General features: G+C 74.7%; 23 protein-coding genes and 1 pseudogene. 13 read left to right on the top strand and 11 right to left on the bottom strand.

The annotated features are described in order from the left end of the window. Positions 1-4: 4 nt before the first annotated feature. The 5 genes from BMW62_RS14450 to BMW62_RS14430 are packed head-to-tail and all read right to left on the bottom strand — an operon-like array spanning position 5 to position 4,937. Positions 5-952 carry a glycosyltransferase family 2 protein gene (locus BMW62_RS14450; RefSeq protein WP_091931797.1) on the bottom strand — a complete coding sequence of 316 codons (948 nt, stop codon included), beginning with the start codon at positions 950-952 and terminating at the stop codon, positions 5-7. After that, positions 949-1,830 (bottom strand): glycosyltransferase family 2 protein, encoded by an 882-nt coding sequence (locus BMW62_RS14445; RefSeq protein WP_091931795.1) that lies wholly within the window; start codon positions 1,828-1,830, stop codon positions 949-951. The genes BMW62_RS14450 and BMW62_RS14445 overlap by 4 nt, the downstream gene beginning before the upstream one ends. Further along, entirely contained in the window at positions 1,827-2,891 is a 1,065-nt protein-coding gene (locus tag BMW62_RS14440) for a prenyltransferase/squalene oxidase repeat-containing protein (RefSeq protein ID WP_244524054.1), read from the bottom strand. Before BMW62_RS14440 ends, BMW62_RS14445 begins: the two co-directional genes overlap by 4 nt. A gap of 34 nt (positions 2,892-2,925) precedes the next feature. Further along, positions 2,926-3,690 carry a class I SAM-dependent methyltransferase gene (locus BMW62_RS14435; protein WP_091931791.1) on the bottom strand — a complete coding sequence of 255 codons (765 nt, stop codon included), beginning with the start codon at positions 3,688-3,690 and terminating at the stop codon, positions 2,926-2,928. Beyond that, entirely contained in the window at positions 3,684-4,937 is a 1,254-nt protein-coding gene (locus tag BMW62_RS14430; protein WP_091931789.1) for a glycosyltransferase family 4 protein, read from the bottom strand. Before BMW62_RS14430 ends, BMW62_RS14435 begins: the two co-directional genes overlap by 7 nt. A gap of 95 nt (positions 4,938-5,032) precedes the next feature. On the opposite strand from BMW62_RS14430, the gene BMW62_RS14425 reads away from it, so the two are divergent. From BMW62_RS14425 to BMW62_RS14415, 3 genes are all read left to right on the top strand, one after another. After that, positions 5,033-5,326, top strand: a complete 294-nt coding sequence (locus BMW62_RS14425; RefSeq protein ID WP_091931787.1) for a Dabb family protein — start codon at positions 5,033-5,035, stop codon at positions 5,324-5,326. A 37-nt stretch (positions 5,327-5,363) separates the two neighbouring features. Continuing rightward, the gene (locus tag BMW62_RS14420) at positions 5,364-6,104 is read left to right on the top strand and encodes a hypothetical protein (protein WP_091931784.1); all 741 of its coding nucleotides are present in this window, start codon (positions 5,364-5,366) and stop codon (positions 6,102-6,104) included. Positions 6,105-6,390: 286 nt separating this feature from the next. Further along, positions 6,391-7,470, top strand: coding sequence for a DUF4192 domain-containing protein (locus BMW62_RS14415; protein ID WP_091931781.1), 1,080 nt, complete (start codon positions 6,391-6,393; stop codon positions 7,468-7,470). 14 nt (positions 7,471-7,484) lie between these two features. Here the strand turns inward: BMW62_RS14415 and BMW62_RS14410 are convergent, their stop codons facing one another. Both BMW62_RS14410 and BMW62_RS14405 read right to left on the bottom strand, forming a co-directional pair. Then, positions 7,485-9,551 (bottom strand): S9 family peptidase, encoded by a 2,067-nt coding sequence (locus BMW62_RS14410; protein WP_091931778.1) that lies wholly within the window; start codon positions 9,549-9,551, stop codon positions 7,485-7,487. Between the two features lie 225 nt (positions 9,552-9,776). Beyond that, positions 9,777-10,502 (bottom strand): metal-dependent transcriptional regulator, encoded by a 726-nt coding sequence (locus tag BMW62_RS14405; RefSeq protein WP_091931774.1) that lies wholly within the window; start codon positions 10,500-10,502, stop codon positions 9,777-9,779. Positions 10,503-10,658: 156 nt separating this feature from the next. On the opposite strand from BMW62_RS14405, the gene BMW62_RS14400 reads away from it, so the two are divergent. Beyond that, positions 10,659-11,840 (top strand): acetoin utilization protein AcuC, encoded by a 1,182-nt coding sequence (locus BMW62_RS14400; protein ID WP_091931771.1) that lies wholly within the window; start codon positions 10,659-10,661, stop codon positions 11,838-11,840. Further along, the gene (locus tag BMW62_RS14395; RefSeq protein ID WP_244524053.1) at positions 11,833-14,583 is read left to right on the top strand and encodes a bifunctional acetate--CoA ligase family protein/GNAT family N-acetyltransferase; all 2,751 of its coding nucleotides are present in this window, start codon (positions 11,833-11,835) and stop codon (positions 14,581-14,583) included. Before BMW62_RS14400 ends, BMW62_RS14395 begins: the two co-directional genes overlap by 8 nt. Positions 14,584-14,694: 111 nt before the next feature. Here BMW62_RS14395 and sigB read toward each other — a convergent pair whose 3' ends face one another. Beyond that, a complete protein-coding gene (gene sigB / locus BMW62_RS14390) occupies positions 14,695-15,681 on the bottom strand; it encodes an RNA polymerase sigma factor SigB (protein WP_091931768.1) in 987 nt (328 codons plus the stop codon). A gap of 279 nt (positions 15,682-15,960) precedes the next feature. Continuing rightward, complete coding sequence (gene dtd, locus BMW62_RS14385) at positions 15,961-16,392, bottom strand: D-aminoacyl-tRNA deacylase (protein ID WP_091932043.1); 432 nt, start codon at positions 16,390-16,392, stop codon at positions 15,961-15,963. A 150-nt stretch (positions 16,393-16,542) separates the two neighbouring features. Between dtd and BMW62_RS14380 the strand changes: the two genes are divergently transcribed. Then, positions 16,543-17,085 carry a hypothetical protein gene (locus BMW62_RS14380; RefSeq protein WP_091931765.1) on the top strand — a complete coding sequence of 181 codons (543 nt, stop codon included), beginning with the start codon at positions 16,543-16,545 and terminating at the stop codon, positions 17,083-17,085. 109 nt (positions 17,086-17,194) lie between these two features. On the opposite strand, the gene BMW62_RS14375 is transcribed toward BMW62_RS14380, so the two are convergent. Continuing rightward, entirely contained in the window at positions 17,195-17,659 is a 465-nt protein-coding gene (locus BMW62_RS14375) for an ATP-binding protein (RefSeq protein WP_139206273.1), read from the bottom strand. 188 nt (positions 17,660-17,847) lie between these two features. On the opposite strand from BMW62_RS14375, the pseudogene BMW62_RS23500 reads away from it, so the two are divergent. The 4 genes and pseudogenes from BMW62_RS23500 to BMW62_RS14360 form a co-directional block, all read left to right on the top strand. Beyond that, positions 17,848-18,018: pseudogene (locus BMW62_RS23500) on the top strand (antitermination regulator); the annotation flags it as partial. A gap of 262 nt (positions 18,019-18,280) precedes the next feature. Beyond that, a complete protein-coding gene (locus BMW62_RS14370) occupies positions 18,281-19,465 on the top strand; it encodes a zinc-dependent alcohol dehydrogenase (RefSeq protein WP_091931759.1) in 1,185 nt (394 codons plus the stop codon). Beyond that, on the top strand, positions 19,462-20,442 hold the full coding sequence (locus BMW62_RS14365) for an SDR family oxidoreductase (protein WP_091931757.1): 981 nt from the start codon (positions 19,462-19,464) through the stop codon (positions 20,440-20,442). Before BMW62_RS14370 ends, BMW62_RS14365 begins: the two co-directional genes overlap by 4 nt. A gap of 300 nt (positions 20,443-20,742) precedes the next feature. Beyond that, complete coding sequence (locus BMW62_RS14360) at positions 20,743-21,261, top strand: hypothetical protein (RefSeq protein ID WP_139206272.1); 519 nt, start codon at positions 20,743-20,745, stop codon at positions 21,259-21,261. A gap of 135 nt (positions 21,262-21,396) precedes the next feature. Here BMW62_RS14360 and BMW62_RS22685 read toward each other — a convergent pair whose 3' ends face one another. Next, positions 21,397-21,639: an HAD family hydrolase gene (locus BMW62_RS22685; RefSeq protein WP_170852383.1), complete on the bottom strand. Its 243-nt coding sequence runs from the start codon at positions 21,637-21,639 to the stop codon at positions 21,397-21,399. Positions 21,640-21,735: 96 nt separating this feature from the next. Here BMW62_RS22685 and BMW62_RS14350 point away from each other — a divergent pair, with 96 nt between their 5' ends. The 3 genes from BMW62_RS14350 to BMW62_RS14340 form a co-directional block, all read left to right on the top strand. Then, on the top strand, positions 21,736-22,299 hold the full coding sequence (locus BMW62_RS14350) for a Crp/Fnr family transcriptional regulator (RefSeq protein ID WP_170852382.1): 564 nt from the start codon (positions 21,736-21,738) through the stop codon (positions 22,297-22,299). A 396-nt stretch (positions 22,300-22,695) separates the two neighbouring features. Beyond that, a complete protein-coding gene (locus BMW62_RS14345; protein WP_091931746.1) occupies positions 22,696-22,884 on the top strand; it encodes a hypothetical protein in 189 nt (62 codons plus the stop codon). A gap of 46 nt (positions 22,885-22,930) precedes the next feature. Beyond that, positions 22,931-23,191: transposase (locus BMW62_RS14340; protein ID WP_244524052.1), on the top strand; the 261-nt coding region annotated here is incomplete at its 3' end.

Genomic DNA, 23,191 nt, shown 5'->3' with positions numbered 1-23,191 from the left:
CGGATCAGCTGACGTAGCGCCGTGCCGTCGAGTTCCGCTGCGCCTCCTCCAGCGCGGCGAACCGCGCCTCGGCGTGCGGCGGCAGCACCCGCCGCTCGCGCAGCACCCACGGCAGGCCGCGGACGGCGCGGGCGACGCCGAGCGCGGTGACCCGGTCGCGCGGCACGGTGCGCAGCAGGTGGACCGTGCGCCGCAGCGCCGGCCGCAACGGGCGCCGGAGCCAGGTGGTCCACAGGGTGTTGCGGATGCCGTCGGCCCGCCGCTTGTGGGGGTGGCGCGCGGTGCTGGCCTGGTGGTGGAGGGTGAGCTGCTCCAGGTAGCAGAGCTCCCAGCCGCGGGCGGCGAGGTCCCCGGCCATCAGCTCCTCCTCGCCGCCGAGCCACAGCCGCTCGGAGAACCCGCCGACCTCGTCGAAGGCGTCCCGGCGCAGCACGGAGGCGCCGGCCAGGAAGCTGCCCAGCGCGGGGCCGGGCAGCCAGTCGGCGCCGACGACGGGGGAGTCGCGCAGCTCGGCGACGATCGGGTCCTCGGTGCCCCCGGGCTCCACCAGGATCCGGGCGGTCACGATCGCCAGCCGCGGGTGGGCGTCGAGGACGTCGGCGGCGGCGCGCAGCGAGCCCGGCTCCCACCAGGTGTCGTCGTCGCAGAAGGCCACGTAGGGGGTGTCGAGCCGGGCCACGCCCAGGTTGCGGCCGACCGCGCCGAGGTTCTCGGGACTGGGGATCAGCTCGACCTGGGGGAAGCGCTCGCGCACGGCGTCGGCGGTGCCGTCGGTGGAGCCGTTGTCCACGACGACGACGTGCGGCTGCTCGGGCAGGGCCACCAGGCGCTGGAGGGCGACCAGCAGCTCGTCGCGTCGCTGGTGGGTGATGACGACGACGGCGACGCGAAGGTCGGGCCCGACCGACCGGTTGCCGGTGGAGGACGCGGAGAAGGTGCCGGTCGTGCTCATGGCGCATCCTCGGCCAGCATGCGCAGACCCGCCCGCACCGACGGCGGCACCGGCTCGCGCCGGCGCAGCGCGGCCGGGGCGTCGGGCAGCGCCGTCACGAGCCCCTCGACGCCGGGGCGCCCGGCGCGGACGGCCCGCCCCGCCGTCCGGACGACGTCCCGCGCCGGGAGCCGCATGGCCGCGGTGAGCAACCGGCTCCGCCAGAGGCCGGCCTGCCGGCGTCCCGGTGCGTCGCGGCGCGGGGAGGGGTGGTGGTGCACGGTCACCTCGTCGACGTAGGCCAGGCCCCACCCGGCGGCGGCCAGGTCGAGGGCCAGCCGCTCCTCCTCGCCGGGGAACCGCACCACCGGGTCGAACCCGCCGACGGCCTCGAACGCCTCGGTGCGCACGAGTGCGGCGCAGGCCACGAAGCCCAGCAGCGAGGGCCCCGGCAGGTCGGCGGCGGTGCCCAGCGGGCTCGCGGCCATCTCCTCGCACACCGGGTCGAGCCGCTCCTCGGAGCCCACCAGGATGCGGGCGTTCAGCAGGGCCAGCCGGGGGTGGGCCCGCATGACCGCCACCGCGCGGGCCAGGTCGCCCGGTGCCCACCACGAGTCGTCGTCGGCGAAGGCGATGAACGGGGTGCGGGCCTGGGCGGCGCCCAGCGTCCGGCCGTGCGCGCCCTCGTTGCGGTCCAGCGGCAGCAGGGTCACCTCGGGGTGGGCGTGCCGCACGGCCTCCACGGTGCCGTCGGTGGAGGCGTTGTCGACGAGCACCACCGGCGCCTCGTGGCGCGGCAGCGTGGCCAGCAGGTCGTCCCGGCGGTTGCGGCTGGCGACGACCACGGTGACGTCGGGGGGAGGCGGCCGGGACGGGTCGGTGCTGGAGGACGCGGTCACGGGTGCACCGTGCCCGCACCTCTCGCCAGCCAATCAACCGGGGCCGTGGCATCGGCCATGCCCGCGGGCGGAAGGGCCCACGGGTCGGCGAACAGCCCGCTCGCGGGGGAGGCGCCGCACAACGCATCGGCGGCCAGCAGCACGGCCGCCGCCGTCCAGGTGGTGCGCTCGACGGGCCACCGCGCGTCGTCGGGGTAGACGAAGCCCGTCCAGTAGGAGCCGTCCACCTCGCGCAGGTGCTGCATCGCCGCGACCTGCTCCAGGGCGGCATCCCGCCGGCCCGCGACGACGAGGGCGAGCGCCAGCTCGCAGGTCTCCGCCCCGGTGACCCACGGCCGGTCGGCGACGCAGCGGATGCCCAGCCCGGGGACGACGAAGCGGTCCCAGCCGGCGGCCAGGAGCTCGCGGGCCGCCACGCCGGTGACCGCGCCGCCGAGCACCGGGTAGTACCAGTCCATCGAGTAGCGGGACCGGTCGGCGAACGCCTCGGGCCGCCCGCGCAGCGCCGTCCCGAGGTCGGCGACGGCCAGCTCCCAGTCCGGCTGCGCCTCGCCGGCCAGCTCGGCCAGCGCCAGGCCGCAGCGCAGCGCCTGGAACAGGCTGGCGTTGCCGGTGAGCAGCGCGAGGTCGTCGGGCGTGCCGTCGGGCCGCAGCGCCCAGGAGACCGCGCCGCCGGGCAGCTGCATGCGGGTGACCAGGTCCAGTCCGGCGCGCACCGCGGGCCACAGACCGGTGACCAGTTCCTCGTCCCCGGAGACCAACCAGGAGTGCCAGAGACCGACGGCCAGGTACCCGGCGTGGTTGCTCTCCGCGCCGGGCGCGGTCTCGACGCCGCCGCGGTACTCGGCCGCCCAGCTGCCGTCGGCCCGCTGCCGGCCGGCGAGCCAGCGGTAGGCGGCCGCGGCGCGGGCGTGCTCGCCGCCGAGGTCCAGCGCCATCGCCGCCTCGACGGAGTCCCACGGGTCGAGCTGGCCCCCGGCGAACCACGGCAGCGCGCCGTCGCGATGCTGCTCGCCGGCGATCCAGGCGACGGTCCGCCGCACCTGGTCGGCGTCGAGCACCCCGGGCAGCTCCGGCAGCAGGACGGCGCCCCGCTCAGCGGGCCGCAGCGGACCGCTCCCGGTCGAGCCCGGCCGCGGCGACGGCGACCTCGGCGGGCTTGTCGGCGTAGACCACGAAGCTCTTGCCGATGAGCGGGTCGAGCACGCGCTCGACGGTGCGGGTCAGCCAGGGGCGCTCCGTGAGGTCCCAGACCAGCAGCCGGTGGTAGGCCCGCACCGCGGCGGAGTCCTCGTCGACCCCGACGGCGCACTTGAGCCACCAGTACGGGGCGTGCAGGGCGTGCGCGTGGTGGCTCGCCCCGGGCACCAGGCCGGCCGTGGACAGCCGGGCGCGCAGCACGTCCGCGCGGTAGATGCGGATGTGCCCGCCCTCGTTGGCGTGGTAGGCGTCCGACAGCGCCCAGCAGATCCGCTCGGGGCCGAAGCGCGGGACGGTCACCGCGACGCGACCGCCCGGCTTGAGCACGCGGGTGATCTCGGCCATCGCGGTCGCGTCGTCGGGGATGTGCTCGAGCACCTCGGAGGCCATCACCCGGTCGACGCTCGCGTCGGGGAACGGCAGGTGCAGCAGGTCGCCGCGCACCACCTCGTACCGGGCGCCGGCCGGGGCCTCGCCCGCCTCGGCGATCGCGCCGAGCCAGCGCTTCGTCGTCGCGACCTCGTGCTGCCCCCAGTCGACGGCGACGACGCGCGCGCCCCGCCGGTAGGCCTCGAACGCGTGCCGCCCCTCGCCGCAGCCCAGGTCGAGGACGGTCATCCCCGGCCGCAGGTGTAGCCGGTCGTAGTCGACGGTCAGCACGGGTGTCCCTTCCGGTCCAGCGTCTCGGCGTACCAGCCGGCGGTGCGCTCGGCCGTGGCCCGCCAGGTGTAGGTGTCCAGGACCCGCCGGCGGCCGGCGCGCCCCAGCTGCTCGGCCAGCGAGGGGGAGTCGAGGACCAGCTGCAGGGCGGCGGTGAGCTCGCCGACGTCGCCGGCCCGCACCCGCAGCCCTGCCTTGGTGCCGACGACCTCGGGCAGGGCGCCGGCATCGGTGGTGACCAGCGGGGTCTCGCACGCCATGGCCTCGACGGCGGGCAGGGAGAACCCCTCGTAGAGGGAGGGGATCGCCACCAGCGAGGCCCGCCGGAAGAGCCGGATCAGCTCCTCCTCGGGCACGGGTCCGGTGAAGCGGACGGCGTCGCGCAGGCCGAGCCGGTCCAGCGCGGCCTCGGCGGGGCCGCCGGGCCGGGTGCTGCCGACGACGGTGAGCCGCACGAGCCGCTCGGTGCGCAGCTTGGCCAGCGCCTCCAGCAGGTGCACCAGCCCCTTGAGCGGGACGTCGGCGCTGGTGACCGCGAGGATCGAATCGGTCTCGCGCGGCTGCCCGGCCGGTGGTGGGGAGAACCTCTCGGGGTCGATGCCCACCGGGATGACGGTCATCCGGTCCGGCGCCAGGCCCATGTGCGCGGCGATGTCGCGGCGGGAGTTCTCCGAGACGGTGGTGACGGCGTCGAGCCGCCGGACGACCCGCTCCTGCATCCGGGTGAAGGCGTACCACCGGCGCAGGGTCAGCGTGCGGCGCAGGGTGGGGGCCGCGGCCAGCTCCAGGTCGCGGTCGATGACGATCGGGTGGTGCACGGTGGCGACGGTGGGCACGCCGGCCCGCACCAGCCGCAGCAGGCCGTAGCCCAGCGACTGGTTGTCGTGCACGATGTCGAACTCGGCGCGGCGGGGCAGCAGGTGGCGGGCCGCGCGCAGGGTGAACGTGAGCGGCTCGGGGAAGCCGGCGGTGCACATCGTGGCCCACTCGGCGACGTCGACCCAGTCGCGGATCTCCGACGGGCGCGGGGTGCGGAAGGGGTCGGGCTCCCGGTAGAGATCCAGGCTCGGCACGCGGGTGAGCGGCACGCCGTCGTCGAGCTCCGGGTAGGGCTGGCCGCTGAGCACCTCGACGCGGTGCCCGAGCTCGCGCAGCTCCCGGGACAGGGCCCGCACGTAGATGCCCTGGCCCCCGCTGTGCGGCTTGCTGCGGTAGGACAGCAGTGCGATGCGCAACGACCGTCCCATGGAACGGACTCTAACGACCGTGCGCCGCCGCTCGGCTACCAGCCGGTAGGTCCACCACCCGGCCGGACGACCGCGCGGCTGGCAGACTTTCCCCGATGATCCGTCACGTCGTGCTCTTCACCTGGTCCCCCGACGCCGACGCCGAGCGGCGGGCGCAGACCGTCGAGGCGCTGCGCGGGCTGCGGCGCGCCGTCGGCGGGATGACGTCGCTGGTCGTCGCCGACGACGCCGACCTGGTCGACGGCAACGCCGACACCGTGCTGATCGCCGAGTTCCCCGACGTCGAGGCGTTCCACCGCTACGCGCAGGACCCCGTGCACCTGGCGGTCATCGCCGAGCACGTGCGGCCCATCCTGGCCGCGCGGAGCGCCATCCAGCACCGGGTGTGAGGGCCTTCCCGGGTCCGCGGCGGCTAGCGTCGGGGGCATGACCTCCGCACGCCGTCTCCTCGTCGCCGGGTCGGCCGCGGCCCTGCTGCTCACCGGCTGCGGCGACGGGGACGCCTCGGACCGCACCGCCGCGGCGGCCTCGTCGGCCGCGGCGGCGTCGTCCGCGCAGGCCTCGAAGGCCCCCGACCTCGCCTCGGGGCTGCTGCCCGCCGACGCCTTCGGGCCGGACGCGACCGTGCTGGCGCTCTCCCCGGACCAGCTGCGCGCCGGTACGGGCATCGTCGCCGGCGGGCCGGACATGCAGATCACCCCGGAGAGCTGCCGGGCCGCTGTCGACGGCACCCAGCCCGCTCTGGACGCGTTCGAGGACGTCGCCGCGCAGAGCGCCACGACGGGGTCGACGACGACGGTGCAGATGCTGGTGCGGGGCGGCCCCATCGAGGACGCCGTCGCGCAGCTGGCCGACGCCGCCGAGCGGTGCCCCGAGGCGCGCCTGACCGCCCCGCAGATCGGGGAGGCGACGATCACCTTCGAGGAGCTCCCGGTGGCCGACCTGGGCGACGGTGCGGCCCTCCTGCGGTACACGACCACGATCGCCGCGCCCGACGGGTCGCAGGTGACGGTGCCGACGCTGGTCGCGGCGGTGGAGGACGACGACCGGCTGCTCCTCCTGCTGTCGGTCGACACGAGCCTCGGCGGGGCCGCGCCGGCCGACCCGGCGGCCTTCGCGGAGCTGCTCGAGCAGGCCTACGAGACCCAGGCCGACGCGCTGGACTGACCCGGCCCGCCGGCCCGCCGGCCCGCCGGCACCGCCGTGACGGCCCGGCACCCGCGCACCCGCCCGTCACCGGCTGACGATGTGCGATGACGCCCACTTCTCGGCCCCGGAAGTGGGCGTCAGCGCCCATCATCCGGCGCTCGAACCGCTCGGTGCGGAAGTCCCACATCTCTGCCCACGTGTTGCCGCACAGACCCCGTGGGCAGGGGCGTCCACAGCGCCGACCTCCGTCCACAGACCGGTCCGGACCGCCCCACCGCGGTCGCGGCGCGAGCAGGGTCGCCGCATGGACGTCCCCACCGCGCAGCAGCCCGCCGACCAGCTGGAGATCCGGCTCTCCGACCCGGGGGAGGTGGCCGCCGCGCTGCCGCAGCTGCTGGGGTTCCACCCGGCCGAGTCGGTGGTCCTGGTCGGCCTCGGCGGGCCGTCCGGCGGGCGGGTCGGGCTGACCGTCCGGGGCGACCTGCCCCCGGACGGCGACGGTGCGCGGACGGCGCGGCTGCTGGTGCGCAGCCTGCACAGCGACCGGCCTGCCGCGGCGCTGGCCGTGGTGGTGTCCGAGGAGCCCGACGACCCCGCTCCGGACGGCTCGGTGGCCGACGACCTGCCGCACCGCGCGCTGGTGCACGAGCTGGTGCTGGCCCTGGCCGCGGCCGGCATCGCCCCGCGGGACGTGCTGCTGGTCCGGCGCGGGCGCTGGTGGTCCTATGACTGCCCGCACGCCTGCTGCGCACCGGGGGCGGGGACGCCGCTACCCGGTGGGGTGAGCGCGCTGGCGGCCGCCGCCGTCTGCACGGGGCAGGTGGTCGCGGCCGACCGGGCCGAGCTCGCCGAGCGGCTCGACGCGCCACCCGGGTCGGGGCCGGGCATGCAGGCCGCCTGCCTCCGCGCCGCCGCCGGCCGTGCGGCCCGGCTCCAGGAGGTGGGCCGGCCGGCGCTGGTGGAGGAGTCGTGGGCCGCGGTGCGGCGGGCGGTCGCCCGGTGCCGGCCGGGCGCGGCCGGCCAAGGCCCGCTGGACGACGACGAGCTCGCCGCGCTGGGCTGGGCGCTGCGCGACGTCCGGGTGCGCGACCGCGCCCTGCAGCTCGCGCTCGGCCCCGACGCCGCAGCGGCGGAGGTCCTCTGGGCCGAGTGCACGCGGCGGGTGCCGGCGCCGCTCGACGCGGCGCCGGCCACCCTGCTCGCGGTCAGCGCGTGGCTGCGCGGCGACGGGGCGATGGCCGGCATCGCCCTGGACCGCGCCCTGGACGCCGACCCGGAGCACACCCTCGCGCTCCTGCTCCGGCGGGCCCTGGACGCCTGCCTGCCGCCCGCGGGCCTGCGGGACCTGATCGGGCGCGCGGCCGAGCCCGATCCGCAGGCGTGACCGCCGGCTGGAGCTCAGAGCAGCTCCGGCCGCCGCCACTCCTGGCCCAGCACGTGCTCGGCCAGGAAGGCCAGCACGGTCTCGTACCAGACGCGGCTGTTCCCCGGCGTCAGCACCCAGTGGTTCTCGTCGGGGAAGTAGAGGAACTTCGACGGCACGCCGCGCTTCTGCAGGCCGTACCAGAGCGCCAGGGCCTCGCCGATCGGCACCCGGTAGTCCTTGTCGCCGTGGATGACCAGCACCGGGGTGCGGATCTGGTCCACGTAGCGGTGCGGGGAGTTCTGCTCGTACCGCCGGGGCTCGGTGAAGGGGTCGCCCCACTCCTTCTCCCAGTAGTACGCGGCGTCGGTGGTGCCGGTGAACTGCTCCAGGTTCCACAGGCTGGCGTGGGTGACGATCGCCCGGAACCGGTCGGTCTGCGTGGCCACCCAGTTGGCCATGTAGCCGCCGAACGAGCCGCCCATCGCCGCTGTCCGCGCCTCGTCGATCTCCGGCCGCTGCTCGGCCGCGTCCACCGCCGCCATCAGGTCGGTGTAGGGGGCGTCGCCCCACTCGCCCCAGCCGCGGCGCACGAACTCCTGGCCGAAGCCCTGCGACAGCGCCGGGTTGGGCAGCAGCACCGCGTAGCCCTGGGCCGCCAGCACCCACGGGCACCAGCGCCACGACCACGAGTTCCAGCTCATCAGCGGCCCGCCGTGGATCCAGAGCACCAGCGGGGCGGGCGACTCCGCCGACGCGCCCTCCGGGAGGACCAGCCACGACTGCACCCGTGCGCCGTCGGCGGCGGTGGCGTCGAGCTCGTGCAGCGTCCCGGGCAGCCGGTCGACGGCCACGGGGGTGGGCAGGGGAGCGGGGTCCTGCATCGGGGTCGCCGGGTCCAGGCGGACCGGCAGGGACGGGGAGTCGACCGCCGACCGCAGGGCGTAGAGGGCGCTCCCGTCGCGGGCGACCTGCAGGTCGCTGTAGGCGCCGTCGGCGGTGAGCCGCAGCGGCTCCCCGCCGTCGAGCGGCACGCGGAAGAGCGCGTGGCGGCCGTCGTCGTCGGCGAGGAAGTAGACGGCGGTGCCGTCGGCGGAGAACTGCGGGGCGCTGGGCCAGCGGTCGAAGCCGGGGGTCAGGTCGCGGGCGGTGCCGTCGGCGACGTCGACCACGAGCAGGGTGTAGTCCGGCGGGTCGGCGTAGGAGGACATCGCCTCCCGCACGCACACCAGCCGGCTGCCGTCGGGGGAGAAGACGGCCCCGTGGACGTCGGCCAGCGGGTCGTCGACGAGCACCCGGGTCTCCCCGGACCCGGTGCCGACCAGCACCAGGCGGGTGCGCCGCCCGGCGGGGCCGTCGGGCACCTCCTCGGCCCGGACGAGCAGCGTCCCGTCGGGGGAGAGGTCGACGTCGTCGCCGGAGCCGTTCGGCGGTGCCGCGTCCGGGGTCAGGTCGCGCAGCTCCAGCGGCTGCTCCGCGCCGGGCTGCTCGTCGGCCGGCAGCTGCCCGGCCCAGAACAGGTGCGGCACCGCCGGCCCGAGGTCGTGGTCCCAGTACCGCACCGGGTAGGCCTCGTGCAAGATCGCCGACACCCCGGCGTCGGTCCGTGCCTTGCGCCGCTCCTCGTCCGCGTCCGGTGCCGACCCTCCGGCGATCGTGGCGGAGACGACCACGACGTCACCGCTGCCCGCGGCGACGGCGAAACCGGCGATGCCACCCGGCCGGGCCAGCACCGGTCGCGCCTCGCCGCCGTCCGCGGGCAGGCGCCACAGCGCCGGCCTGGGTTCGGCCGCGGGCTCCGCACCGGGGTCGGGCCGGGCCGAGGTGAACAGCAGCGAGCCGTCCGGCGCCCAGGCCGGCGCCGACTCGCCGGGCGTGCTGCGGGTGAGCCGCCGGGCGGGCCGCACCCCCTGCGGGTCGATCTCCCACAGCGCCGTCTGCCACTTCTTGCCCTCGCGGTCGAGCGTCTGCAGCGGCACCGCGAGCCGAGTCCCGTCCGGCGAGAGGGCCAGGCCGCCGATCCGCGGGAGCGCGACGAAGTCGGCCAGGCGGTGGAAGGGCGTGGGAGCCGGGTCGTCGGGGGCAGGAGCGGACGTGCTCACCGGGGCCTTCTCTCAGGCGGCAGCGGGGGACCGCCTCACCGTAGTGAGCCGGTGCACGCCCCGCCGTGCGTCAGCGGACGTCCCAGGCCCGGAGGAACTCGTCGGGACACAGCGGGCCGAGCTCGGTCTCCACCTCCCGCAGCATGTCCCCGGCCGCGAGGGGGTCACCGGCCGGCACGCGCAGCACCTCGCTGCCGTCGGGCCCGCCGGGTCACCACGACGTCGTCAGAGGAGCGGTGCGGCCCCGAGCGGGGTCAGCTCCTCGTCGGTGGCGCTGACGAACATGTGCTGGGCCACGCCCGTCGGCAGCACGTACCCGTCGAGGGCCACCGAGCCTTCGACCAGCTGCGCGGTCATCGTCACGCCCGGGCGCACCCCGTGGTCGGCCAGCGCGCGCAGCAGCTCGGCGTTCTCCTGCAGCTGCTCGCTGATCCGGCGGATCACCACCGGGCGGCCCTCCGCCGTGGCGGTGGCGGACAGCAGCGTCAGCGAGTCCAGGACCGCGGAGGTCTCGTCTCCGAGCGGCTCGTCGCCGCGCAGGGCCTCCAGCCCGGGGATGGGGTTGCCGAAGGGCGACACCGTGGGGTTGCCGAGCAGCGACAGCAGGCGGCGCTCGACCGCCTCGCTCATCACGTGCTCCCAGCGGCAGGCCTCCTCGTGGACGTCGGCGTAGTCCAGGCCGATGACGTCGACGAGCAGGCACTCGGCGAGCCGGTGCTTGCGCATGACCGCGGTGGCGAGCTGGCGCCCCTCCTCGGACAGCTGCAGGTGCCGGTCGCCCTCGACGGTGAGCAGCCCGTCGCGCTCCATGCGGGCGACCGTCTGGCTGACCGTCGGGCCGCTCTGGTGCAGCCGCTCGGCGATGCGGGCCCGGAGCGGGACGATGCCCTCTTCCTCCAGCTCGAAGATCGTCCGGAGGTACATCTCGGTGGTGTCGATGAGGTCGTTCACAGGTCTCCTCCGTGTCGGCGGCCAGTCTACGGGGCCGGAGGCCCGGCACCGGGCCACCGGCGGGTGGTCTCGCCGGCGCACCGGGCACCACGGGACCCGGTAGCGTCCGGACCGAGCCGCCGCGCCCGGCCGGGCGCGCCGGGAGGGGAGGTGCCCGTGAGCGACGCGGTCGCGGTCGTCTGGGACGACGCGCTGCTCGGCTACACGATGGGCGGCGACCACCCGCTGCACCCGGTGCGGCTCGACCTGACGATGCGCCTGGCCGACGGCCTCGGCCTGCTGGCCTCCGACCGGCTCCAGGTGCTGAAGCCCGAGCCGGCCGGTGAGGACCTGCTCACCCTGGTGCACGACCCGGTCTACCTGGAGGCGGTGCGCCAGGCGCCGGCCGACCCGGGCGTCGGGTACGGCCTGGGCACTGCGGACAACCCGATCTTCCCGGAGATGTACGAGGCCGCCGCCCTGATCACCGGCGGCAGCGTGCTCGCCGCCCAGCAGGTGCACAGCGGTGCGGCGCAGCACGCCGTCAACATCTCCGGCGGCCTGCACCACGCGATGCGCGGATCGGCCTCGGGCTTCTGCGTCTTCAACGACGCCGCCGTCGCCATCGCCTGGCTGCTCGGCCAGGGGTACGAGCGGATCGCCTACGTCGACCTCGACGTCCACCACGGTGACGGCGTCCAGGCGGCCTTCTACGACGACCCCCGGGTGCTCACGGTCAGCATCCACCAGACGCCGCTCACGCTGTTCCCGGGCACGGGCTTCCCGGAGGAGACCGGCGACCCCGGCAAGGCGCTCGGCAGCGCGGTCAACCTTGCCCTGCTCAACGGCACCGACGACTCCTCCTGGCTGCGGGCGTTCACCGCCGTCGTCCCGAGCGTGCTCACGGCGTTCCAGCCGCAGATCATCGTCACCCAGTGCGGCTGCGACGCCCACCACGAGGACCCGCTGGCCGACCTCGCGCTCACCGTCGACGGGCAGCGCGCCAGCTACAAGGCCATGCACGAGCTGGCCCACGAGATCTGCGACGGGCGCTGGATCGCCCTGGGTGGCGGCGGCTACGGCCTGGTGCGCTGCGTGCCCCGGGCGTGGACCCACCTGATCGCCGAGGCCGGCGGCGTGAAGCTGGACCCCGCCACCGAGATCCCCGAGTCGTGGCGGGAGGACGTGCTGCGCCGCGGCCTGCGCGCCCGGCCCCCGACGCACATGACCGAGGGCGGGTACACCGGCTTCTCCCGCTGGGACTCCTTCACCGAGTCCCGCGTCGACCGGGCGATCATGCGCACCCGCCGCGCCAGCTTCCCGTACTTCGGCCTCGACCCGGACGACCCCCGTGACTGACGAAGGACGCCTCTCCCCACCACTGCTCGCAGGCTCGCAGCGGGCCCTTGGAGAGGGGCCGCCCGAGGAGCAGGAGAACCCCACCCCGCCGCCGGGCTGGGAGGCCGACATCGTCGCCGCCGACGGCGGCACGGTGCACCTGCGCCCGATCTGCCCCGAGGACGCCGAGGGCCTCAACGGCCTGATGGAGCGCAGCAGCGACCAGACCCGCTACTACCGGTTCTTCGGGCCGATGAAGCGGCTCTCCGAGCGCGACCTGCACCGGTTCACCCACGTCGACCACGACTCCCGCGTCGCCTTCGTGGTGCTGCTGGGCGATCAGGTCATCGCCGTCGGCCGCTACGACCGCTACCCCGGCACGGACGATGCCGAGGTGGCCTTCCTCGTCGAGGACGCCCACCAGGGGCGGGGGCTGGGCTCGGTGCTGCTCGAGCACCTCGCCGCGGCGGCCCGCGAGCGGGGCATCAAGCGCTTCGTCGCCGAGGTGCTCGCGCAGAACAGCAAGATGGTGCGCGTCTTCCGCGACGCCGGCTACAAGGCCGAGCGCAGCTACGAGGACGGCGTCGTCCACCTGACCTTCCCCATCGAGCAGACCGAGGACGCCCTCGCCGTCGCCTACGAGCGGGAGCAGCGCAGCGAGTCGCGGTCCATCGCCCGGCTGCTGACGCCGTCGTCGGTCGCCGTGGTCGGGGCCAGCAACGACGACGGCAAGATCGGCAACGCGGTGCTCCGGCACCTGCTGGACTACGGCTTCGCCGGGCCGGTCTACCCGGTGAACCCCGGCGCGCGGCACGTCCGGGGCGTGCCCGCCTACGCCGACATCGAGTCCATCCCCGACGACCTGGACCTGGCGATCCTGGCGGTGCCCGCCGGTGAGGTCGCCGGCGTGGTGGAGGCCTGCCGCCGCAAGCGGGTGCGTGGGCTGGTGGTCATCTCCGGTGGTTTCGGCGAGACCGGACCCGGAGGCCGTGAGCGCGAACGGCAGCTGGTCGCCGCGGCCCGGGCCTCCGGCATGCGCGTCGTCGGCCCCAACTGCCTGGGCGTGGTGAACACCGACCCGGAGGTGCGGCTCAACGCCAGCCTCGCGCCGATGGTCCCCGGACGCGGCCGGGTGGGCTTCTTCGCCCAGTCCGGGTCGCTGGGCGTGGCCCTCCTCGAGAGCGCGCGGAGCCGCAACCTCGGGCTGTCGTCCTTCGTGTCGGCCGGCAACCGCGCCGACGTGAGCGGCAACGACCTCCTGCAGTACTGGGCCACCGATCCCGGCACCGAGGTCGTGCTGCTGCACCTGGAGAGCTTCGGCAACCCGCGCAAGTTCGCCCGCCTGGCGCGCACCGTCGGGCGCACCAAGCCGGTGGTGGCGGTGAAGAGCGGCCGGCACGTGCAGGTCACCCGCGGGCTCGCCGGCACGTCGGTGGCGGTGCCGGAGCAGTCGGTGGCGGCGCTGTTCGCCTCGGCCGGCGTGATCCGCGTGGAGACCGTCGCGCAGATGTTCGACGTCGGCACCCTGCTGGCGCACCAGCCGCTGCCGGCGGGGAGGCGCGTGGCCGTCGTGGGCAACTCCACGGCGATCGGGTGGCTCGTCGCGGACGCCGTCCTGGAAGAGGGCCTGGAGCTCGCGCGCGAGGAACCCGTGGACATCGGGGCAGCGGGCACACCGGAGGACTTCAGCGCCGCGTTGCAGGCAGCGGTGGACGACGACGGTGTCGACGCCGTCGTCGCCGTCTTCCTCCCGCCGCTCATGGCCGGCTCGGCGGAGTTCGGGCCGGCGCTGCGCGCGGTGGCGCGCACATCGGGCAAGCCGATCGTGGCGAGCTTCCTCTCGACCGAGGGGGTCCCGGAGGAACTCGCCGTGCTCGACGAGCACGGGGTGCCCGGCCGCGGCTCGGTGCCGTCCTACTCCACGCCGGAGCGGGCGGTGATCGCGCTGGCCAAGGCCGTCCAGTACGCGGAGTGGCGGCGGCGCCCGGTCGGCGACGTGCCGGAGCTGCCCGACGTCGACGAGGCCGCCGCCGAGCGCATCGTGCGGGCCGCGCTCGCGGGGGCGCCGGCCGGCCGGGAGCTCACCGACGACGAGCTGATCGGACTGCTGGCCGCCTACGGCATCCCGCTGCTGGGCACCCGCAGGGTCACCGACGCGGAGGCGGCGGTCGCTGCCGCGGGAGCGGTCGGGTACCCGGTCGTGCTGAAGTCCACCGCGCCGTGGCTGCGGCACCGGTCCGACCTCGGTGGCGTGCGCCTGGACCTGCCCGATGCCGAGGCGGTGCGCAGCGCCTTCACCGCCATCCCCTCCGGCGACCCGGTGATCGTGCAGGAGATGGCCGCACCCGGCGTGGCCACCGTCGTCGAGATCGTCGACGACCCGTCGTTCGGCGCGCTGGTGAGCTTCGGGCTCGGCGGCGTGGCCACCGACCTGCTGGGCGACCGCGCCTACCGCACCCTGCCGCTGACCGACCTGGATGCCGCGGAGCTGGTGCGCTCGCCGCGGGCGTTCCCGCTGCTGGACGGCTACCGCGGCTCCGAGCAGGTCGACCTCGCCGCTCTGGAGGACCTGCTGCTGCGGGTGGCCCGGCTGGCCGACGACCTGCCGGAGGTCCTGCGGCTGACGCTGGAGCCGGTGATCGTGGGCCCCGCCAACGCCTGGCACGGCGGCCGCTCGCTGGTCGTCGCCGGCGGCACCGGGCTGGTCGGCCCGCCCACCGCCCGCGTCGACCCCGGCCCGCGGAGGATGCGCTCGCCGGTGTGAACCGTCCCGGCCGCGATGATCGGTGCGCTGATCACCGATGCGGGGGCGACCCGGTCGCGGACGCAGCGAGGGCCGGCCACCCGCAGGTGACCGGCCCTCGCTGAGCCGTACTTACGCCAGGTAGTCGCGCAGGGCGTCGGCGCGCTGCGGGTCGCGCAGCTTGGCCATCGTCTCGCGCTCGATCTGCCGCACGCGCTCGCGGGAGAGGCCGAACTGCTTGCCGATCTGCTCGAGCGTCCGGGGCTGGCCGCCGTCCAGGCCGAAGCGGAGCACGACGACGTCCCGCTCGCGGTCCTCCAGCGTGGAGAGGACGTTGCGCACGTCGCCCTTCATCATCTGGAAGGCGACGGCGTCCTCGGCGACGGCGGCGTCGGCGTCCTCGATGAAGTCACCGAGCCGCGACTCCTCGTCGGCGCCGACGGTCTGGTCGAGGCTGACCAGGTCGCGGCTGTACTCCAGCAGCTCGGTGATCCGCTCCTCGGGCAGGTCGAGCTCGAGGCCCAGCTCCTCGGCGGTGGGTTCGCGCTCGAGCTCCTGGTGCAGGCGCCGGCGGGTGCGGACCACCTTGTTGACCTGCTCGGCCAGGTGGACGGGCAGCCGGATGGTGCGCCCGGAGTCGGCCATCGCCCGGGTGATCGCCTGCCGGATCCACCAGGTGGCGTAGGTCGAGAACTTGAAGCCCTTGGTGTAGTCGAACTTCTCCACCGCGCGGATCAGGCCGACGTTGCCTTCCTGGATGAGGTCCAGGAACGTCATGCCGTGGCCGGTGTAGCGCTTGGCCACCGAGACGACGAGCCGCAGGTTGGCCTCCAGCAGGTGGGCCTTGGCCGCCTTGCCGTCGGTGGCGAGGATCTTGTAGTCGCGCTTGCGGGCGGGCGTGAGGCCCTCCTGCTCGGCGAGCAGCCGCTCGGCGTAGAGACCGGCCTCGATCCGCTTGGCCAGCTCCACCTCCTGCTCCGCGGTGAGCAGAGCGGTCTTGCCGATGGTGTTGAGGTAGACGCGCACGAGGTCGGTGGAGACCAGGCCGCTGGTGTCGGGCTCCCGCCGGGGGGCGCGCACGTCCAGGGTGTCGGTGGGGGAGGACTGCAGCAGCGTCACGATGGGTCTTCGTCCTTGCCTTGGTTTCGGATGCACCCGCCGGCGTCGATGGGCGGCGGTGCGATCCAGGCGTGGAGCGGGGGCCACGGTTCCGGGGTCACCGGCCGGTCCCGCTCTTCTCTGTCCGGTGTGGTACGCCCTGCACAACGGCCACTGAGGGGTCCGGTGTTCCGCGATCCGGTCGTTCACAGCAAACCGACAGGGAGTGTCTTCGGTCATCCGCCGATACCCGCCGCCGTGGAGTCCCAGACATGTCATTCACATGACGACGGCGGCGGTTCAGACCTCCAGCAGCAGGGTCATCGGCCCCTCGTTGACCGACGACACCCGCATGCTCGCGCCGAAGACGCCGGTGGCCACCGTGGCACCCCGACGGCGCAGCTCCGCGACCACCTCCTCCACCAGCGGCTCGGCGAGCTCGCCCGGGGCGGCGTCCTGCCACGACGGCCGTCGGCCCTTGCGCGTGTCGGCGTAGAGGGTGAACTGGCTGACGACGAGCACCGGGAGACCGAGGTCGGACGCCGAGACGGCCCCGTCGGGCCCGGTGAAGATGCGCAGCTCGTGGATCTTGCGCGCCATCGCCCGCGCGCGGTCGGCGTCGTCGTCCCGGCCCACTCCGACCAGTGACAGCAGTCCCGGACCGATCTCGCCGACGACGGCACCCTCGACCGTTACAGCCGCTGCAACCACCCGGCTCACCACCGCTCTCACCGGGGCATCCTCCCCGACGGCGCCGGCGGCGGCGCGGGCCGCCCGGCTCACAGGCACCTGCCCGCTCGACGCACAGCCGCACCGCAGCCGGCGGGCCGAGGCTGCTGCCGCGTCGGTCACGACGGACCGATCCGGACCGAGGAGGGGAACGTGCGGAGGAAACTGATCATCGCCACGACCGCCGGGGCGCTCGCGCTGGGCGGAGGGCTGGCGGTCGCCGTTCCGGCGCTGGCCGACGAGGAGGCCTCGACCACCCGCCAGGACCGGATCCGGAACGCCCTGTCGGGGCTGGTGGACGACGGCTCTCTCACGGGGGAGCAGGCCGACGAGGTCGCCGCGACCCTGGCCGGGAGCGGGCTCGGCGGAGGCCGTGGTCACGGCCCTGCGGCCCGGCCGCACCTCGCCGCGGCCGCGACGGCGCTCGACCTGACCGACGACGAGCTGCGGGAGGCGCTGGCCACCGAGGGCACCACGCTGGCCGACGTCGCCGAGCAGCAGGGCGTGGCCGTCGAGGTGCTCGTCGACGCGCTCGTGGCGGCGCAGGAGGAGCGCATCGCCCAGGCCGTCGAGGACGGTGCCCTCACGCAGGAGGAGGCCGACGAGCGCCTCGCCGACCTGGAGCAGCGGGTGAGCGCGCGGGTGGCCGACGAGGACGCGGGCACCGGCCGGCGCGGCGGGCGCCACCGGGACTGATCCCGCCCGCCGGTGCGGCGGCGCTGCGGCCGGGAGACGGCGCCGCCGCAGCGGGCCTCGGCCGTCGGAGCACCTGGCTACGCCGGGACGCCCGGCGGCCGAGCCGTCGTCACGGGCGGTGCGTGCCGAGCGGCGGCACCGGTTCCAGGCAGCCCCACACGACCTTGCGGCCCGCGTGCACGTCCCAGCCGTGCGCCGGGCACAGGGCCGCCACCAGGTTCAGGCCCATGCCGCCGGTGGAGGGGTCCCGGCCGACGGGTGGGGTGGGCGGACGGTCGACCGCGGCGTCGCTGACCTGGAGCAGCCAGCCCCCGGCCGTGCCGGTGACGGTCACCTGCACCGGCGGGGACCCGTGCCGCAGCCCGTTCGAGACGAGCTCTTCGAAGACCAGCAGGAGCCGGTCGAGATCGTCGTCGCAGGGACCGCTCACCGCTGCCGAGCCGACCGCCGCGGTGCGCAGCTGCGCCCGTCCGGCGCTGATCTCGGCGGCCGTGGCGGGCTCCCCGTGGTACAGGGACGGCATCCTTGCGTCGGGCGCCGGCGGTGGCCGGTACGCCCAGAACTGCTGTGTCATGTACCTCTCCCGGGATGCCGGACCACCGGCATGCGAGAGGTCCTCGTCCCCGGGAGAGCGGCAGTGCGCACCCGTCGAGCAACCGGACCCGTGTTAGCAGACTCCGTCCGCCGCCCGGTACCCAGCCGCCGGTGCGGTAAGCAGGTGGCCCCGCGCGACCTCCACGACGTCGCGCCCCCGACCAGGCCTTCCAGCTGCTGGCCCAGGCGTCGATGCACGCCAACCACAAGGTTCGCGACATCGCCGACCAGCTCGTGCACACCGGCGAGCTCCCCGTCGCCGTACCGCGCGACCGCGGGAGCCGCCGTCCCGGGCCGACGCGCGGTCGCCCGGATCCCGGAGCCCCGGGACACTCCTGATCAGCCGCCGGTGTCCCCCGGGGGGGCCTCCAGCGGTCAGGTCCCGTCGCTCCAGTCGAGCGGGCGGCGGGACCGCCCCCGCGACGGCGGCAGCTCGAACGGGGAGCGACCGGCGGGCGTCCGGTCGAGCAACTCGGCGGCCGCGGCGTCACAGGACCGACATGTTCCCGTCCGGTCCGGATCGCATGCCGTTCCCGGCGCCGGGTAGCGCCGAAGAGGACCGGTCCTCGGACGACGGACACCTACTGGACGGAGTGACGCGGTGAAGGCGCTGACATGGCAGGGGACGGGCAAGGTCTCGGTGGAGACGGTGCCCGACCCGGTGATCGCGGAACCGACCGATGCGGTCGTGCGGATGACGTCGACGGCGATCTGCGGCTCGGATCTGCACCTCTACGACGTCCTCGGGATGTACCTGGACAAGGGGGACATCATCGGCCACGAGCCGATGGGGATCGTCGAGGAGGTCGGCCCCGAGGTCACGCACGTCAAGCCCGGTGACCGGGTCGTCATCCCGTTCAACATCTCCTGCGGGCACTGCTGGATGTGCACCCACGGCTTCATGGCGCAGTGCGAGACGACGCAGGTGCGCGAACAGGACAAGGGCGCAGCCCTGTTCGGCTACACGAAGCTGTACGGCCAGGTCCCCGGCGGGCAGGCCGAGTACCTGCGCGTGCCGCAGGCGCAGTTCGGGCCCATCAAGGTGCCGCAGGAGCACGCCGACGAGCGGTGGCTGTTCCTGTCCGACATCCTGCCCACCGCCTGGCAGTCGGTGAAGTACGCCGACGTCGGTGAGGGTGACACCTGCGCGGTGATCGGGCTCGGCCCGGTCGGCCAGTTCGCCACGCGGGTCGCGAAGCACCTCGGCGCCGAGCAGGTGATCGGGGTGGACAACGTGCCCGAGCGGCTGGAGATGGCCCGGCGGCACGGCATCACCGTGCTCGACAGCAACGAGGTCGACGACGTCCCGGCGGCGATCCGCGAACTGACCCGCGGGCGCGGCGTCGACGGCGTGGTCGATGCGGTCGGGATGGAGGCCCACGGCACGCCGTTCCAGGAGGTCGCGCAGAAGGCGGCGGGCCTGCTACCCGATGCCATGGCCCGGAAGGCGACCGAGACCTTCGGGATCGACCGGATGGCGGCGATGCGGACGGCGTTCGACTCCGTCCGGCGCGCCGGCACGGTGTCGCTCATCGGCGTGTACGGCGGCGAGGCCGACCCGATGCCGATGATGCAGCTGTTCGACAGGGGCGTCACCATGCGCATGGGGCAGGCGCACGTGAAGCGCTGGATCGACGACATCATGCCGGCGCTGCAGGACGACGCCGATCCGCTGGGGACCGAGGACCTCACCACCCACAAGATGGCGCTCGACGAGGCCCCGCACGGCTACGAGATCTTCAAGAACAAGGAGGATGGCTGCATCAAGGTCGTCCTCAAGCCGTGAGCCGGGGCGTCGATCTCGACGGTGCCGCGGTCGTCGTCACCGGGGCGTCCAGCGGCATCGGCCGGGCCGCCGCGCAGCGGTTCGCCGGACGGGGTGCGAACGTCGTCCTGGCCGCGCGCGGCGGCCCCTCGCTGGCCGCGGCGGCCGCGGAGTGCCGGGCGGCCGGGGCGCGAGCCGTAGCCGTGCCCACCGACGTCGCCGACAGCGAGGCGGTGGAGGCGCTGGCCCGGCAGGCGGTCACGGAGTTCGGCCGCATCGACGTGTGGGTCAACGCGGCGGCCGTCATGGCCTACGGCGCGATCGGGGAGGTCCCCGTCGACGTCCAGCACCGCATCATCGAGGTCAACCTCCTCGGCACGATGCAGGGCGCACGGGCCGCGCTGCCGGCGCTGAAACGGCAGGGCCGGGGCGTGATCATCAACGTCGCGTCGCTGTACGCGAAAATGACCTCGCCCTACGTCAGCGCCTACGCGACGAGCAAGTTCGGGATCGTGGGTTTCTCCGAGGTGCTGCGCCAGGAGCTGAAGCAGGACCGCGGCATCCACGTGTGCACGATCCTGCCCGGCTCGATCGACACGCCGATCTTCCGCCACGCGGCGAACTACACCGGCCGGAACATCAAGCCGGTGCCACCGGTCTCCTCGCCCACGCGGGCCGCCCGGGCCATCGTCCGGTGCGCCGAGCACCCGCGCCGGGAGGTGACGGTCGGGCAGCTGCACCACCTCGGCTCGTGGGGGCACGCGCTGCTGCCGCGCACCTACAGCGAACTGGCGCCGCTGGCCATGCGGCTCGTGGCCCTCGGCAAGCAGCCGGCACCGGCCGACGACGGGAACGTGTTCACGCCGCAGCCCGAGCTGGACGCGGTGCGCGGTGGATGGCCGAACAGGGCCGCCCGCATGGCCGTGGGCGCCGGTGCCGTCGTCGCGGCAGCCGGCGCCATGGGCGCGCTGCGCCGGGCCGCCGATCGCGCACCGTGATGCCGCTGCGTGTCGTCGGGAGGCCGTGGTCCCGGCGGTGAGGGGTTCAGCCCCCGAGAGGCCGGGGGAGACCTCCTCCTGACCGGCCCTGCGACCTGAGTGGTGCGACAGGACGGGCGGATCGGTCCCGACGTCACCACGGCACCAGGCCGTCCACCGACTTTGTCGGCCAGGTGACGTTCGCCGGTACGGGTGGCCGGGAGAGGGCAAGGCAGATGCGGCGCTGACGCGCGCCCGGAACCGCAACCTCCGTCCGTCCTGGCCGTCGCCGGGACGGACCCGACGACGAGCGAGGACGAGATGAACGAATCCGCAACGCACCGACCTGGCACGCTCGCCCCTGAGCCGGTGGGGCGCCGGCTGCTCCGCGGGGCCATCGGTGGCATCGTCGCCGGCATCCCCTTCGCGGTGATCACGATGTGGTTCGCCGCGACGACCGGTGGCGGCTGGCTGGCGCCGCTCAAGCTCATCTCCACGATCGTGCTGGGCGCCGACGCACTACAGGCCGGTACCGCGCAGCCGTGGGTCGGCGTCGCCGTCCACATGGTGCTCTCGGCTCTCCTGGGCATCGCCTTCGCGCTCATCGCCCCGGCGCTGCGCACCAACGGCACCGCCGCGTTGGTCGGGACCGTCTACGGCGCACTCATCTACGTGGTCAACTTCGTGATCATCGCGAACACGATCCTGCCGCAGTTCCAGATGCCCAACCAGCCGTTCGAGCTGGTCATGCACATCGTCTTCGGCACCCTGCTGAGCTTCTTCTTCTACAGCTCCGGCGTGCGTCGCGACGAGCCGTTCCTCGCCGCCGGCCGACGGTGAGGCCCGACCGCGTGCGGTGCGAGCAAGGCGCCGGCCTCCGAGAGAAGTCGTGCCCGACGCGCTGCGGGCGGTCGGGGGCCGGTCGTCCGACGACGACCGGGTGACCCGGGTCGAGGACACCCACCTGGGTCGCGGTCAGCTCAGTTGCGCGGCGAGCTGGGTCAGGCCGCTGGCGCGCAGTGACGGCGCCGTGAAGGACGACGGGTACGGGCTTCCGGCCCGGTCGATCCACGCGGTGGCCAGTCCGGCGCGGGCGGCGCCGTCGATGTCCCAGGGGTGGACGGAGACGAGCAGCATGTCGGCCGGGTCGGTGTCGCAGGTCCGGGCGGCGTACTCGTAGGCGCGGCGTGCCGGCTTCCAGGCGCCGGCGTCCTCCACGGACAGCAGCGCGTCGGACTGGTCGCGGATGCCGGCGCCGGTGAGGCGCCCCTGGGGCCTCAGGACATCGCCGCCCTGGCCAGCCGGATTTCCTCGGTGACGTTCCAGCGGGGCGAACGGTTCTTCGGCGACGGGGGCGGCACGGGGCCGGGCGTCTGCATCGTCCGGGCCGGACATGTCGAGCTCAGCGTCCCGACGTCGTGGGGCCGGGTGGTCGTCGGTGTGCTCCACCCGGGCGACATCGACGGAGACGTGCCGTTGCTGCTCGGGATCCCCGTGCCGTACACGGCCCACGCGCTCGACGACGCCATCTGCCTCCTATTCGCCGCGGCCGGCTTCGAGTCGCTGCTGAACCGGCATCCCGGGATCTCCCGGCGCTGGCTGTCCAGCGTCGCGCAGCGCCTCGCCACGAGCCACGGACGCCTGATCTCCTTGCTGGGCCGCCCGCTGCCGGCCCAGCTGGCCGGGCTCCTGATCGAGGAGGCGGAGGACGGGATGGTCCGGCTGCCGCAGCGCACACTGGCGGCCATGCTCGGCGTGGCCCGTCCCTCGCTCAACAAGGTGGTGAAGGACCGCGAGCGCCGGGGACACGTAAGCGCCGGCTCCGGCGCCATCCGCCTCCTCGACGAGGACGGACTGGCGGCGGTGCGGGACGCGTGACGATCAGCCTCCCAAGCGTGGCCCCCCGGTCCCGTGTGAGCCGTCACCGAGGCGTCGCGGGTCACCGGCCGCCTTCACTTCGTTCGCGGGAGTGAATGAGGAGCAGGTGACGACAGGGGCACCGATGTGGGCTCCGCACCGGTCGAGAAGGCCCGAACCCGGCGCTGCCATGGAACGGACACCCAGGCTGCCCCGGCAAGGCTTCGGTACGCCGAGGTGGCGGCGATCACCGTTTCCGCCTCCGGCGGACATCGGGCAGGAGGGTGATCCCCGGCCGGATCCACCGGGCGCAGAACGGGGCCGTGGGGTGCGGGATGACGGTTCTGCGTGTGCCGGTCCCAGTAGCGGGCACCTGACCGTCTGACGTGAACAGACCGATCACGATCCGGGGACACCATGAGTGAATACGCCTACGACCATTTCCACGCCGGCCTGCTCGTCGAGGACCGGGGCTTCCTGGGCGGTGTCGAGCCCGGTGGCCGCTTCCCGGACTTCGACCTACCCACTATCGACGGGAGGCGCGCCACCAGCGGGGAGCTGATCGGCGGCAAACCCCTGCTGGTCTACTTCGGCTCGGTCACCTAGGGCGTGTCTCCTAACCGTCGACGCTCGGGAGCGGCAGGCTGACGGGGTGTCTCGGATGGTGTCGCTGTCGGATGGGGCCTGGGCCCTGGTGGAGCCGTTGATGCCGGCGGCGTCGGGAAAGGGCGGCCGGCCGTTCGCCGATCACCGGCGCACGGTGGAGGGGATCATCTGGCGGTACCGGACAGGGACACCGTGGCGGGATCTGCCGGCGGAGTTCGGGCCATGGCAGACGGTGTGGAAGCGGCATCGCCGCTTCGCCGCTGACGGCACCTGGGACCGGGTGCATGCGGCCCTGTTGGCCGATGCC

The organism is Blastococcus sp. DSM 46786 (assembly GCF_900109665.1).
GTDB lineage: Bacteria > Actinomycetota > Actinomycetes > Mycobacteriales > Geodermatophilaceae > Blastococcus > Blastococcus carthaginiensis.
Note: the sequence above shows the minus strand (reverse complement) of the source record. Positions and strands in the feature narration are given on the sequence as shown.